Origin of the sequence: Variovorax paradoxus, assembly GCF_000834655.1 — a bacterium.
Classification (GTDB): Bacteria; Pseudomonadota; Gammaproteobacteria; order Burkholderiales; family Burkholderiaceae_C; genus Variovorax; species Variovorax paradoxus_F.
The window spans coordinates 54,976-68,214 of the sequence record NZ_JXQQ01000027.1 but is presented as its reverse complement, the minus strand read 5'-3'; the positions used below and the strand labels follow the sequence as shown (position 1 = coordinate 68,214).

The 13,239-nt window shown below is 64.7% G+C and carries 13 protein-coding genes; 3 read left to right on the top strand and 10 right to left on the bottom strand.

What is annotated here, in order from left to right; all coding sequences use genetic code 11:
* Positions 1-25 precede the first annotated feature (25 nt).
* From RT97_RS12315 to RT97_RS12280, 8 genes are all read right to left on the bottom strand, one after another.
* Entirely contained in the window at positions 26-1,156 is a 1,131-nt protein-coding gene (locus RT97_RS12315) for a deoxyguanosinetriphosphate triphosphohydrolase (protein ID WP_042579076.1), read from the bottom strand.
* A 61-nt stretch (positions 1,157-1,217) separates the two neighbouring features.
* A complete protein-coding gene (aroB, locus tag RT97_RS12310; RefSeq protein WP_042579075.1) occupies positions 1,218-2,339 on the bottom strand; it encodes a 3-dehydroquinate synthase in 1,122 nt (373 codons plus the stop codon).
* Positions 2,340-2,373: 34 nt separating this feature from the next.
* On the bottom strand, positions 2,374-2,922 hold the full coding sequence (locus RT97_RS12305; RefSeq protein WP_042579074.1) for a shikimate kinase: 549 nt from the start codon (positions 2,920-2,922) through the stop codon (positions 2,374-2,376).
* A gap of 23 nt (positions 2,923-2,945) precedes the next feature.
* A complete protein-coding gene (gene pilQ / locus RT97_RS12300; protein WP_042579073.1) occupies positions 2,946-5,096 on the bottom strand; it encodes a type IV pilus secretin PilQ in 2,151 nt (716 codons plus the stop codon).
* Positions 5,093-5,632, bottom strand: a complete 540-nt coding sequence (locus RT97_RS12295) for a pilus assembly protein PilP (RefSeq protein ID WP_042579072.1) — start codon at positions 5,630-5,632, stop codon at positions 5,093-5,095. Before RT97_RS12295 ends, pilQ begins: the two co-directional genes overlap by 4 nt.
* A complete protein-coding gene (locus RT97_RS12290; protein ID WP_042579071.1) occupies positions 5,629-6,306 on the bottom strand; it encodes a type 4a pilus biogenesis protein PilO in 678 nt (225 codons plus the stop codon). Before RT97_RS12290 ends, RT97_RS12295 begins: the two co-directional genes overlap by 4 nt.
* 6 nt (positions 6,307-6,312) lie before the next feature.
* Positions 6,313-6,933, bottom strand: a complete 621-nt coding sequence (locus RT97_RS12285; protein WP_042579070.1) for a PilN domain-containing protein — start codon at positions 6,931-6,933, stop codon at positions 6,313-6,315.
* Positions 6,930-8,009: a pilus assembly protein PilM gene (locus tag RT97_RS12280; protein WP_042579069.1), complete on the bottom strand. Its 1,080-nt coding sequence runs from the start codon at positions 8,007-8,009 to the stop codon at positions 6,930-6,932. The genes RT97_RS12285 and RT97_RS12280 overlap by 4 nt, the downstream gene beginning before the upstream one ends.
* 238 nt (positions 8,010-8,247) lie before the next feature.
* On the opposite strand from RT97_RS12280, the gene RT97_RS12275 reads away from it, so the two are divergent.
* The gene (locus tag RT97_RS12275; protein ID WP_042579068.1) at positions 8,248-10,659 is read left to right on the top strand and encodes a penicillin-binding protein 1A; all 2,412 of its coding nucleotides are present in this window, start codon (positions 8,248-8,250) and stop codon (positions 10,657-10,659) included.
* An 11-nt stretch (positions 10,660-10,670) separates the two neighbouring features.
* On the opposite strand, the gene cyaY is transcribed toward RT97_RS12275, so the two are convergent.
* Positions 10,671-11,003, bottom strand: coding sequence for an iron donor protein CyaY (gene cyaY, locus RT97_RS12270; RefSeq protein ID WP_042579067.1), 333 nt, complete (start codon positions 11,001-11,003; stop codon positions 10,671-10,673).
* Between the two features lie 12 nt (positions 11,004-11,015).
* Between cyaY and lptM the strand changes: the two genes are divergently transcribed.
* Together lptM and lysA are read left to right on the top strand one after the other, a co-directional pair.
* Positions 11,016-11,285 carry an LPS translocon maturation chaperone LptM gene (gene lptM / locus RT97_RS32490; RefSeq protein WP_080898268.1) on the top strand — a complete coding sequence of 90 codons (270 nt, stop codon included), beginning with the start codon at positions 11,016-11,018 and terminating at the stop codon, positions 11,283-11,285.
* On the top strand, positions 11,282-12,553 hold the full coding sequence (gene lysA / locus RT97_RS12265; protein ID WP_042579066.1) for a diaminopimelate decarboxylase: 1,272 nt from the start codon (positions 11,282-11,284) through the stop codon (positions 12,551-12,553). The genes lptM and lysA overlap by 4 nt, the downstream gene beginning before the upstream one ends.
* A 5-nt stretch (positions 12,554-12,558) precedes the next feature.
* On the opposite strand, the gene RT97_RS12260 is transcribed toward lysA, so the two are convergent.
* Positions 12,559-13,215, bottom strand: coding sequence for a sulfite oxidase heme-binding subunit YedZ (locus RT97_RS12260; RefSeq protein ID WP_042579065.1), 657 nt, complete (start codon positions 13,213-13,215; stop codon positions 12,559-12,561).
* Positions 13,216-13,239: the final 24 nt, after the last annotated feature.

Below are 13,239 nucleotides of genomic sequence, written 5' to 3'. Positions count from 1 at the left end.
GGGACGCGCGGTGCGGGGTCCGTGCTCACCCGATGCCTCGCCGGCCGGTCAGCCGCTCGTGCTCGCGCATCGCGAAGCGGTCGGTCATGCCGGCGATGTAGTCGGCCACGGCCCGGTGCCGGTCGCGCCGCTCGGCATAGGAGTCGGGCATTTCGACCCCGCGTTCGAGGTAGGCCTCGAACAACTCGCGCACCACCTGCTGGGCCTGGTCGGTGGTCTGCGTTACCTGCGGGTGGCGATAGAGGTTCCGGAACAGAAAACGCTTGAGTTCGTCCGACTGGGCCTGCATGGTCTCGCTGAAGGCGACGATGGGTACGGCATTGCGGACGCCATCCGCATCGGCAGGCGCCACGGCCTGCAGCGCCGCGCGGGTCGCGTCGATCACGTCGTAGACCTGCGCGCTCAGCATGCGGCGGATCGTCTCGTAAAGCACGCGACGCCCCTGCAGCTCCGGGTATTCGGCGAGCGCCTCGCGCCGGTAGCGCTCGAAGAGCTCCACCTCGGCGAGTTGCTCGACGCTGATGAGGCCCGATCGCACGCCGTCGTCGATGTCGTGGGCGTTGTAGGCGATGGCATCGGCCAGGTTGCACAGCTGCGCCTCGAGGCCGGGTTGCGTGCGGTCGAGGAAGCGGCGCGCCACCCCGTTCGGCTCGGCCAGCTCCAGGCGCTCGGCATTCGCGCGCGAGCAGTGCTTGAGGATGCCCTCACGGGTCTCGAAGCTGAGGTTCAGGCCGTCGTATTGCGGGTAGCGGTGCTCCAGGGCATCCACCACGCGCAGGCTCTGCAGGTTGTGCTCGAAGCCGCCGTAGTCGGACATGCAGACATTGAGCGCGTCTTGCCCCGCATGGCCGAAGGGCGTGTGGCCCAAGTCGTGCGCCAGGGCGATCGCTTCGACCAGGTCTTCGTTCAGGCGCAGGGCCCGCGCGATGGAGCGGCCCAGCTGCGCGACTTCCAGCGAATGCGTGAGCCGCGTGCGGAACAGGTCGCCTTCGTGGTTGAGGAAGACCTGCGTCTTGTAGACCAGCCGGCGGAACGCCGTGGAGTGCACGATGCGGTCACGGTCGCGCTGGAAGGCGTCGCGCGTGGGCGCGGGCGGCTCGGCATGACGGCGGCCGCGCGACTGGGCGGGGTGGCAGGCATAGGCCGCGAGACTCATGCGGGGACCTCGGCGCTTCGCGTTGCGGTGCGCGCTTGCCTGTCGCGGCCCGGCGCTGTGATCATCCCGCCAGGCAGCACTGCGCGAGCACTTCGCGCACCAGCGCGTCGGGCGCGCTGCTGAGCGCGGCGGAACCGGGCTTGTCGATCACCACGAAGCGGATCTCGCCGGCTTCCGACTTCTTGTCCACGCGCATCAGTTCCAGGTAACGGTCGGCGCCGAGGGCCGGACCGACGATCGGCAAACCCGCGCGTTCGATGAGGCGGGTGAGGCGTGCCACGAACGCCGAATCGACGCCGCCCAGCCGCTGCGACAGGTGCGCCGCCATGACCATGCCGCAGCCGACAGCCTCGCCATGCAGCCATTCGCCGTAGCCGAGGCCCGATTCGATCGCGTGGCCGAAGGTGTGGCCGAAATTCAGGATGGCGCGCAGGCCTGTCTCGCGCTCGTCCTGGCCGACCACCAGCGCCTTGATCTCGCAGCTACGCTTGACGGCGTAGGCCAGCGCGGCCGGATCGCGTGCAACCAGCGCGTCGATGTTCGTTTCGATCCAGTCGAAGAACGCCATGTCGTGGATCGGCCCGTACTTGATCACTTCGGCCAGGCCCGCGCTGAGTTCGCGCGGCGGCAGCGTCTGCAGCGTGCCGAGGTCGCAAACCACCAGTTGCGGCTGGTAGAACGCGCCGATCATGTTCTTGCCCAGCGGATGGTTGATGGCCGTCTTGCCGCCGACCGACGAATCGACCTGCGCCAGCAGCGTGGTCGGCACCTGCACGAAAGGCACGCCGCGCATGTAGCTGGCAGCGGCGAAGCCGGTCATGTCGCCCACCACGCCGCCGCCCAGGGCGAACAGCACGGTCTTGCGGTCGCTGCCGTGGCCCAGCAGCGCGTCGAAGATCAGGTTCAGTGTTTCGAGGTTCTTGTACACCTCGCCGTCGGGAAGCTCGAGCAGGTGCACGGTGCGAAAGCGGTTCGCCAGCGCGGCCCGAAGCGCCTTGGCGTAGAGCGGAGCGACCGTGGTGTTGCTGACGATCAGGGCGCTGGCGGCCGCGGGCGTGGCCGCGAAGCTTGTCGGATCGTCCAGCAGGCCGGCGCCGATCAGGATGGGATAACTGCGATCGCCGAGCTGGATGTCGACGCGTTCTGGCGGTGCGGAAAGTACGGGCTGTGCTGACAATGGCATGGCAGCGAGTTTAGGCGCTGCGGCCGGGGCAGGCTCAGGCGGTGGGCTCTTCAGGATGGGCGCCCGGCGCGACGACGCCGGCCAGTTCGAGCTGCATCACGATGATGTTGACCAGCATGGCGATCGAGGGCCGTCCGGTATCGACCACATCGTGGGCCGTCTCGCGATAAAGCGGATCGCGCGCGTCGTGCAGCTCGCGAAGCCGGCCCAGCGGGTCGGCCACTTGCAGGAGCGGCCGCTTGACGTCGTGGCGCAGACGCCGGAACAGGTCTTCAGGGGAGGAGCGCAGGTAGATCACATGGAAGTGATCGCGCAGTTGGCCGCGGTTGGCCTCGCGCAACACGGCGCCGCCGCCGGTGGCCAGCACGCCCTGGGCGTTCGCGGCCAGATCGGCGATGACGCTCTGTTCGAGATCCCGGAAGACCGCCTCGCCTTCGCGTTCGAAGTAATCACGGATCGAGCAGCCGATGCGCTGTTCGATCACGTGATCGGTGTCGATGAATGGAGTGTTCAACCGCGCCCCCAGGCGCCGGCCCACTGCGGATTTTCCGGCGCCGGGCAAGCCGACGAGTGCGACCGCCACGCGGTGGCTGCTACGCCCGCGCGTCAGCGCGCGGCGTTGCGGTCGGTAATCATCTTTGGAGTGATAAAGACGAGCATTTCGGTCTTGTTGGCAACGCGTTCGCGCTTGCGGAACAATGCCCCCATGTAGGGGATTTCACCCAGCACCGGCACGCGCGACTCGTCATTGGTTTCGGTAAGTTCGAAGATACCACCGATGACAACCGTGCCGCCGTTCTCTACAAGCACCTCGGTCTGAACATGCTTGGTGTTGATGGCCGGGCCCGAGGGCGTGTTCGCACCGCGGGCATCCTTGCTCACATCCAGGGTCAGGATGATGTTGCCTTCGGGCGTGATCTGCGGGGTGACTTCGAGCTTGAGCACCGCCTTGCGGAACGAGATGGAAGTTGCGCCGCTGGACGTCGCCTGCTGGTAGGGGATTTCTTCGCCCTGCTCAATCAGCGCCTTGGTCTGGTCGGCCGTGATGACGCGGGGGCTGGAAACCAGCTTGCCCTTGCCGTCGGCTTCCAGCGCGGAGATTTCGAGGTTAAGCATTCGGGAGAAGCTCGAGTTGAACAGCGAGATCGCGAAGGTGCCGGCGGCTGTGCCTGCAACACCTGCATCGCCTGCGGGTAGATTGACGAAATTGGAGTTCGTCCATGTGGTGGTCGGCGTACCACCGGTACTGCCCGTGCCGGTAACGGGCATCACCCCCACCGTGCCAAATGCTCGGTTACCAGCCGAGGAAGCAAAGCGTTCTCCCGCAATGCCGCCACCCAGGCGCACTCCCAGCGATTTGCCGAACGTATCGGATGCTTCGACAATACGAGCTTCGATCAGCACCTGACGGACCGGAATATCCAGCTTCTGAATCAGCTCCGACACCTGCGCGAGCCGCGAAGGGATGTCCGACACAAACAACTGATTGGTCCGCGCCTCGGCGATCACACTACCGCGCGGGCTCAAAATGCGAGTGGTCGTACCACTGCTCCCACCACCGCTGCCACCAGCTGAAGCCCCGGTACCGGTGAGGCCTTGCGCAATGGCAATCGCCTTCGTGTAATTCAGCTGGAACGATTGAGTGCGCAGCGGCTCCAGGTTCTCGATCGCTGCCTTGGCCTCGAATTCGAGCTTTTCCTTGGCGTTGATTTCATCCTTGGGTGCGATCCACAGCACGCTGCCGTTCTTGCGCATGCCCAGGTTCTTCGCCTGCATGATGATGTCCAGCGCCTGGTCCCACGGCACGTCCTTCAGACGCAGCGTCAGCGCGCCGGTCACCGAGTCCGAGGTCACGATGTTGAAGTTCGTGAAGTCGGCAATCACCTGCAGCAGCGAGCGAATCTCGATGTTCTGGAAGTTCAGAGAGAGCTTCTCACCGTTGTAGCCAACGCCTTGCGTGAGCTTGGTGGGGTCGACCTTGCGGGCACGCACTTCCACCACGAACTGGTTTTCGCTCTGGTAGGCACTGTGCTCCCAGTCACCCTTGGCTTCGATCGTCATGCGAACGCGGTCGCCAGACTGCTGCGAGGTGATCAGCTGGACCGGAGTGCCGAAGTCGCCAACGTCGAGGCGGCGGCGCAGGCCTTCAGGCAGCGTCGACTTGGTGAATTCCACGACAAGGTTCTTGCCTTGCTGCTTGACATCGACACCCACCTGGTTGTTCGGCAGGTCGACGATGACGCGGCCCGTGCTGTCGGCGCCAAGACGGAAGTCGACGTCGCGCAGCGGCAGCGTGTCGCGATTGCGGTTCTCCGCGAAAACCGTGGCCGTCGATGCAGCCAATGCCGTACCGGCGGCCGGTTCGAGAATGACCAGCAGCGACTTGCCCTGGATTTCGGTCTTGTAGGCCGTGGCTTGCTTGAGGTTCAGCACCACCCGGCTGCGCTCGCCGGCCTGCACGACGTTGACCGAACGCAGGTTGCCCTGGTTCACTTCAATGGCGGAACGCCCGATGGCATTCGTCACGCCCGGAAAGTCCAGCGCGATCCGCGCAGGCGTCTGCACGGCGAATCCGGCCGGCACCGCGGTCAGCGGCTGGGTCAGATCGATCCGGATCACCTCGGCGCCGGATTGCGTCGAGCTGGTGACAGCCTCGATCGCGTTTTGCGCATGGGCGACGGCAAGTGCACCGAAGGCCAGCAGACCCAGCCCGGCGGCGCGCAGCCACTGTGCCATCGTTGATTTTTTTTGGTTCATTTCGCACTCTCTTGCAGCTGCAATGTCGCCACGCGTTCGATCCATTCACCGGCGGCGTCTTGCACGATTTCACGCAAGGCGACTTCGGTTTCGTTGATACGGGTAATGCGCCCGTAGTTCAGGCCCAGGTATTCGCCGACGCGCACCTTGTAGAGCAGCTTGTCGACACGAACCAGCGCCACCGGCTGGCCGTTGCGGTTCATGCTGCCCACCATGGCCATCGAATCGAGCGGGAAGGCTTCGAGCGACTCCTTGCGGCGCGCCAGTTCGGGCGCGATCAGCTCCGAGGTGCTCGGCTGGTTCGATTCGCGGCGCAGCGCCTGCGTCAGCTTCAGCATGTTGAAGGGCTCGAAAGACGAGCCTTCGGTGTATGCCTGCGGCGTGAATTTCTTGGGCTCGGTAATCGGAGGCACCGAAGGTTTCACCTGGGCGCGCTGCTCGACCATCCAGCGCTGCAGGTCTTCCTGGCCGGAATCGCAGGCGCTCAGGCCCATCGTGGCCAGCATCAGCCAGAGGACTTTGCTTGCCGCCCTCATTTCTTCGCCTTCGGCGCCGTGGCGCGTTTCTGGGCTGCCCGCTCGTCTTCATCGAGATAGCGGAAGGTGCGCGCGGTGGCGTCCATCGTCAGCACGTCCTTGTCCTTTTGCGGCGTGATCGTCACGTTGTTGAGTGTCACGATGCGCGAGAGACTGGCAACGTCTGCTGCGAAGGCGCCCATGTCGTGATAGCGCCCGGTGACACGAACGGCGATCGGAAGCTCGGCGTAGTAGTCCTTCACAGAGATGGAACCCGGGCGGAACAGCTCGAACTGCAGGCTGCGGCCGAGGCCGGCCTGGTTGATGTCCGAGAGCAGCGCGTCCATTTCCGCCTTGCTGGGCAACTGCTTCTCGAGCAGAGTCACGTACTGCTGAACCTGTTCGCGCTGCTTCTTCAGAAGGTCGAGGTTCGCCGCCTGGGCGACCTTCTTCTGGTAGTCGGCCTTGAGCGTCACTTCCTTGGCACGCTCGCTCTCGAGTTGGTCGTTGGAGTTGGTGAGCCAGACGAACCACAACGCCACGAGCACCAGTGCGGTCACGGCCAGGCACAAGGCGTAGCGCGGGACTGCCGGCCACATCGACGGGTCGTTCGGATTGAGTCCGCGGAACTGATCGCCGACGCTCCGCAGTGCGGCGCCGACGTCTACTTTTTGGGAGGGGCGATTGCTTGCCATGATCGATTACCCCTTGGACTGCGCGGCAGCGGCCAGCGCTTTGTCAGCTGCAGCCTTCTGCGCATCGGTCGGCCGCTTCAGGCCGATCTTCATCGTGAAGCTTGCAACACGACGCTGGTCGCGCTGGCTCAGGTTTACATTCGTCGACGTGATCTCGACCAGTTCGGGCTTCACCAGCCAAGGGCTGTTGTTGCCCAGGTTGCGCAGCAATTCCGACACGCGTTCGTTGGACTGGGCCATGCCTTGCAACGTCACGGTCTGGTTGTCCTGCTTCATGCTGCTCAGATAGACACCGTCGGGCAGTTGCCGGACCAGCTCATTGAACAGGTGCACTGGCAGGTTGCGGTCGCCCTGCAGGTCTTCGACGGCCTGCTGGCGCGCGCGCAGAGCCGCAATTTCATCTTGCAGCGTCGAAATCTCCTTGATCTCGACTTCGAGTTTCTTGATCTCGGCTTGCAGGAAACCGTTCTTCGATTGCTGGGTCGAGATCTGCGCCTCGAACCAGAGGTAGCCGAGGCCCGCGATCAAGGCACCCAACAGGGCAGCGCCGCCGAGGGTTCCATAGAAGGCCTCGCGACGCCGCTTGCGTGCGGCTTCGCGATGCGGAAGCAGGTTGATGAGGATCACTGCAGGAACCTCCGCATGGCAAGGCCGCACGAGGTCAGGTACGAAGGCGCTTCGCGCCGCACCTTCTTCTCGCGGATGCTCGGACCGAAGTCCATGCCGTCGAACGGATTGACCAGCGAGCACGCAAACGAGGTCTGGCGGGTCACGGCACTAGTCAGCCCCGGCAGCGACGACGAACCGCCGGCCAGCAGCACGTAATCGACGCGGTTGTGCGGCGTGCTCGTGAAGAAAAATTGAAGCGCACGCGCAATTTCCTGCGCGATGCTTTCCACGAAGGGCTTGAGTACGCCCGAGCCGTAGTCGTCGGGCAGGTCGCCGCTGCGCTTCTTGGCTTCGGCTTCTTCTGCGGAAAAACCGTACTGCCGCACGATCAGCTGGGTCAGCTGGGCGCCGCCGAAGGCCTGGTCGCGGTCGTACAACACTTCCTGGTTGCGCAACACCTGCATGCTGGTGGTGAACGCGCCCACCTCGAACAGCGCCACGATCGAGTCCACGCCCTTGCCTGGCAATTGCTCGATCAGGCGTGCGGTCGCGAGGCGCGAGGCGTAGGACTCGACGTCCAGGATCATGGCCTTGAGCCCGGCCGCTTCGGCCAGGCCTTCGCGGTCCTGGACCTTCTCCTTGCGGGACGCGGCGATCAGCACTTCCACATCGCCGGCGGAACTGGCGCTCGGGCCGGTGACGCAAAAGTCGAGGCTCACCTCATCGAGCGAGAAGGGGATGTACTGGTTGGCTTCGGACTCGACCTGGATCTCGAGTTCCTGCTCGCTCATGCCACCGGGAAGAATGATCTTCTTGGTGATCACAGCCGACGGCGGCAGTGCGAGCGCGACGTTGCGCGTTTTGGTGCCGCTCTTGCGCACGACACGCCGGACGGCCTCGGCCACCTCGTCGAATTTCTCGACGTTGCCGTCAGTGATCCAGCCGCGTTCTAGCGGCTCGATGGCGCAACGCTCCAGCACCAGCTTTCCGCTGGCTTCACGGCCGAGCTCGACCAGCTTGACGCTGGACGAACTGACATCCAGCCCAAGCAGGGGGGCGTTTTGACGACGAAACAATGTTCCAAGAGCAGCCAAGTTAGGTCCCTCTCCCCCTGTATTTGTAACCAATGGAAAAATATGCGTTCGGTTGCACTCTAGCAGCAGGCGTAACGCCCACCAAGCAACCCAGGCGGACAAACCCGAGAACCGTTGTCAAAACCTGACGTCAAAGCCGCATTCTGTAACTTTTGGATTAGGACTGCACGAGGAAACAAAGATCGGATCTCGCTGGAGGGGCGGCTTTTTATAATGTCCGGTGACTCTCCGGCCCTCCATGCAAGAAACACCACGCCCCAAAGGGCCAGCCAAGACCCCTCCTCCCGCACGACCAGCCTGGCTCAGATGGTTGTTGCGCTTCGTGTTCTGGGGGTTCGGCATTGCCGCGGCCGGTGTGCTGTCTGTCCTTTGCGTGGTCGCGGTGGCTCTCGCGGTCGCCTATCCGAACCTGCCGGACATCTCGGAACTCTCCGACTACCGGCCCAAGCTGCCGCTGCGGGTTTTTTCCGCCGAAGGCACGCTGATCGGCGAATTCGGCGAAGAACGGCGCAACCTCACGCCGATCGCCGCGATTCCCAAGGTGGTGAAAGATGCGGTGCTTGCCGCCGAAGATGCGCGCTTCTATGACCACGGCGGCGTCGACTACAAGGGCATGGTCCGCGCGGGCCTGGCCAACCTGAACCGGGTGAAGAGCCAGGGCGCATCGACCATCACGATGCAGGTGGCGCGCAACGTCTACCTGAGCTCCGAGAAGACGCTGACCCGCAAGGTCTACGAAGTGCTGCTCACCTTCAAGCTGGAGCACCTGCTCAGCAAGGACCAGATCTTCGAGATCTACCTGAACCAGATCTACCTGGGCAACCGCGCCTACGGCTTCGCCGCCGCGTCTGACGCGTACTTCGGCAAGCCGCTGCAGGAACTGACGATCGCGCAGGCCGCCATGCTCGCCGGTTTGCCCAAGGCACCGGGCGCCAACAACCCCGTCAACAACCCGCAACGCGCACGCGGCCGCCAGTTCTATGTGATTGATCGCATGCAGGAGGCCGGCTTCATCACCGCCGAGCAGGCCGCCGAGGCCAAAAAGGAAGAACTGCATCTGCGCGATGCCGCCGATCCGAACCGCCTGCACGCGGAGTACGTGGCCGAAACCGTGCGCCAACTGATGTATGCGCAATACGGCGACAGCACCTACACGCGCGGCCTCAAGGTCTACACCTCGCTGGTCGCGGCCGATCAGGCGGCCGCCTACAAGGCGCTGCGCAAGGGCATCATGGATTACGAGCGCCGCCAGATCTATCGCGGCCCCGAGAAGTTCGTCGACCTCCCGGCCGACAACAAGGACCTCGACGAAGCCGTCGACGACGCTCTCACCGATCACCCCGATAACGGCGATGTGATGGCAGCAGTCGTCCTCAAGGCCACGGCAAAACAGATCGACGCGGTGCGCGGCAACGGCGACCCCGTGCAGATCACCGGCGAAGGCTTGAAGCCCGCGCAGTCAGGGCTCTCCGACAAGGCACCGCCCAACATCAAGATCCGCCGTGGCGCGGTGATCCGCGTGGTGAAAACGCCCAAGAACACCTGGGAAATCACCCAGTTGCCCGAGGTGGAAGGCGCCTTCATCGCCATGGACCCGCGCGACGGCGCCATCAAGGCGCTGGTGGGCGGCTTCGATTTCGGCAAGAACAAGTTCAACCACGTGACGCAGGCCTGGCGCCAGCCGGGCTCGAGCTTCAAGCCGTTCATCTACTCGGCCGCGCTGGAGAAGGGCTTCACCCCTGCCACGGTCATCAACGACGGCCCGCTCTTCTTCGATGCCGGCACCACCGGCGGCCAGCCGTGGGAGCCCAAGAACTACGGCGGCGGCTACGACGGCCCGATGTCGATGCGCACGGCGCTCATGAAGTCGAAGAACCTCGTGTCGATCCGCATCCTGCAATCCATCGGCACCCGCTATGCGCAGGAATGGATCACCAACTTCGGCTTCGACAAGGACAAGCACCCCGCCTACCTGCCGATGGCGCTGGGTGCAGGCGCCGTCACGCCGATGCAGATGGCGGTGGGTTACTCGGTGTTCGCCAATGGCGGGTACCGCGTGAATCCGTACCTGGTGACCCGCATCACCGACCACAAGGACAAGCTCCTGGTCGACAAGCAGCCGTCATTGCTCAACGAAGCGAACCGCGCCATTCCGCAGCGCAACGCCTTCATCATGGACACGCTGCTCAATTCCGTCGCTCGCGCCGGCACAGCCGCGAAGGCACAGGCCACGCTCAAGCGCATCGACCTCTACGGCAAGACCGGCACCACCAACGATTCGCTCGATGCCTGGTTCGCGGGCTTCCAGCCCACGATGACGGCGATTTCGTGGATCGGCTACGACACGCCGCGCAACCTGGGCGATCGCGAGACCGGTGGCGGCCTGAGCCTGCCGATCTGGATCAACTACATGGAGACCGCCATCAAGGGCGTGCCCGTGACCGACCTGTCGGCCACGCCGCCGTCGGGCATCGTGAACGTGGGCGGCGAGTGGTATTACGACGACTACGCGCCGGGCCGCGGCGTGGCGAGCCTCGGCGTGGAAGCGGCAGCACCGGTGGCACCAGTCGAAGCCTTGACCGGCGTGCCGGTGAGCCCGCCGCCGCCGCCGGAAGAGCGCAACCGCATCCTCGACCTCTTCCGGAACTGACCAAAGGCGGATCAGCCGGCTGCAAACTCCAGCGGCTGGCCCGCCTGCAACGTGGCTTCGCGCGAGAGGTTGCCGAAGAACTCCTCGCCCGTCTTGGTGTCGACCCAGGCGTGGCCATCGTGCCGGTAGTGATAGCCACCGGACCGCGCGGCCAGCCATATCTCCTGCAGCGGCTTCTGCAGGTTCACGATCAGCTGGCTCCCGTTCTGGAATGAAATTGTGATCATCCCGCCCACCCGCTGGTTGTCGAGATCGGCGTCGGTCGCGTCGTTGATGCGATCGCAGGCTTGCTCGATCGCGGCGAGCGCGGCTTCAGCGCGGTCCATGTACTCGGTGTCGGTCATTACAATTTCGCTATGTTGAATGTTCGCCAAATTCTAGTGACCGCCCGCGGCCGCACTGTGCTCATGGTTTGCATCGCCGCTGCGGCAGCCGGGCTCGCTGCCTGCGGCCAGCGCGGTGCGTTGTACCTGCCGAATGATCCGGCAGCCGTGCAGCGAGCCACCCTGCCGCAATTGATAACCCCCGGCGGCTCGGGCGCTTCCAGCAACGAAGCCGCTCCCAAGCCGGCCGCCGCCAGTAGCGCGCCGGCCTCAGCCACCACCGGCAGCGGAGCGCCCAAGTGACGAACGCTTCCCTCCCCGGCCACCCCCACATTGCCCAGCGCGACGGCGCACTGCATGTCGAAGGTCTCGCCCTTGATGCGTTGGCGCGCGAGCACGGCACGCCGCTGTTCGTCTACTCGAAGCAATGGATGCTGGACGCCCTGGCGGCCTACCAGCGTGGCTTCGAGGGCCGCGACGCCCTGATCTGCTATGCGATGAAGGCTAATTCGTCGCTCGGCGTGCTGCGCGTGTTCGCGGAGGCGGGCTGCGGATTCGACATCGTCTCGGGCGGCGAACTCGCCCGCGTGCTGGCCGTGGGCGCCGATCCGAAAAAGATCATCTTCTCGGGCGTCGGCAAGACGCGCGCGGAAATGCGCCAGGCTCTCGCGGCCGGCATCGCCTGCTTCAACGTCGAGAGCGAAGCCGAACTCGACGTGCTCAACGAAGTGGCGTTGGCCGAAAGCCGCCGCGCGCCGATCAGTATCCGCATCAATCCGAACGTCGACCCGAAAACGCACCCCTACATTTCTACCGGCCTGAAGGGCAACAAGTTCGGCATCGCGCATGACCGCGCCGTGCAGGCGTACCGCCATGCCGCCAAGCTGCCCGGACTCGAAGTGGTTGGCATCGATTGCCACATCGGCTCGCAGATAACCGAAGCGTCGCCGTACCTGGACGCCTGCGATCGCGTCCTCGACCTGGTCGAGGCGATCGAGGCGGCCGGCGTGCCGATCCACCACCTGGACTTCGGCGGCGGCCTGGGCATCGATTACAACGGCGAAGTGCCGCCCAAGGCCGATCACCTCTGGCAGCAGCTGCTCGCCAAGCTCGACGCGCGCGGCTTCGGGCAGCGCAAGCTGGTCATCGAACCCGGCCGTTCGCTCGTCGGCAATGCGGGCGTGTGCGTGACCGAAGTGCTCTACACCAAGCCCGGCGAAGACAAGAATTTCTGCATCGTCGATGCGGCCATGAACGACCTGCCGCGCCCCGCGATGTACCAAGCCTTCCAGAAGATCGTGCCGCTGCGCATCCGCGCTGGCGACGCGCCGACCTACGACGTGGTCGGCCCGGTCTGCGAGAGCGGCGACTGGATCGGCCGCGACCGCGCGCTCAATGTGCTGGCCGGCGACCTGTTGGCCGTGCTGTCGGCGGGCGCGTACTGCATGAGCATGTCCAGCAACTACAACACGCGTCCGCGTGCGGCCGAAGTGCTGGTGAGCGGCCAGAGCGCCACGCTGATCCGTCGCCGCGAGACGATGGAAGACCAGCTGCGTAACGAACAGGTCTGAGCAGCCTAAGTGGTGCTGCGCAGCGGCTTCTCGCCGCCGCGTGCACCGGCGGACGCCTTGGCCTTGCGCTTGCTCGCGTAGTTCCACACGCGCCATCCGAGCAGCACCGCGATGATCGCGACGTAGATGAACACCTCGGCGAAGTTGTTCTTGCCGGCACGCATCCAGAAGAAGTGCAATAGGCCGAGCCCCGCGATCACGTACACCAGCTTGTGCAGCATCTGCCAGCGCTTTGCGCCCATCGCCTTGATCGCGCGATTGAACGAGGTGGCGGCCAGCGGCGTCAGCAGCACGAAGGCCGAGAAGCCCACCAGGATGAACGGCCGCTTGGCGATGTCCTTGGCGATCTCGCCCCACTCGAAGCCCATGTCGAACCAGCTGTAGCACAAGAGGTGCAGCACGACGTAGAAGTACGCGAACAGCCCCAACATGCGGCGAAAGCGCGCGAGCGCGTTCCACTTGGCTGTCACGCGCAGCGGCGTCACCGCCAGCACGATGCAGATGAAGCGCAGGGTCCAGTCACCCGTGGCGCGGATCAGGAACTCGGCAGGATTCGCCCCCAGCCCATCGGTGAACGCGCCGTACGCCAGCCGCGCGAACGGCAGCAGGCATAGCAGGAAGATGACCGGCTTGGTCGCCGGGTGCATGAGCAGCTTGTTCATGAGATGCGACCTGGGCGACGAAGC

Excerpts from the sequence above, each read along its gene's own strand:
- pilQ (WP_042579073.1), bottom strand. The coding sequence starts at position 5,096 with ATGAACCAAAAAAAATCAACGATGGCACAGTGGCTGCGCGCCGCCGGG.
- aroB (WP_042579075.1), bottom strand. The coding sequence starts at position 2,339 with ATGCCATTGTCAGCACAGCCCGTACTTTCCGCACCGCCAGAACGCGTC.
- lptM (WP_080898268.1), top strand. The coding sequence starts at position 11,016 with ATGTTGAATGTTCGCCAAATTCTAGTGACCGCCCGCGGCCGCACTGTG.
- RT97_RS12315 (WP_042579076.1), bottom strand. The coding sequence starts at position 1,156 with ATGAGTCTCGCGGCCTATGCCTGCCACCCCGCCCAGTCGCGCGGCCGC.
- RT97_RS12260 (WP_042579065.1), bottom strand. The coding sequence starts at position 13,215 with ATGAACAAGCTGCTCATGCACCCGGCGACCAAGCCGGTCATCTTCCTG.
- RT97_RS12290 (WP_042579071.1), bottom strand. The coding sequence starts at position 6,306 with ATGGCAAGCAATCGCCCCTCCCAAAAAGTAGACGTCGGCGCCGCACTG.
- RT97_RS12275 (WP_042579068.1), top strand. The coding sequence starts at position 8,248 with ATGCAAGAAACACCACGCCCCAAAGGGCCAGCCAAGACCCCTCCTCCC.
- RT97_RS12295 (WP_042579072.1), bottom strand. The coding sequence starts at position 5,632 with ATGAGGGCGGCAAGCAAAGTCCTCTGGCTGATGCTGGCCACGATGGGC.
- cyaY (WP_042579067.1), bottom strand. The coding sequence starts at position 11,003 with ATGACCGACACCGAGTACATGGACCGCGCTGAAGCCGCGCTCGCCGCG.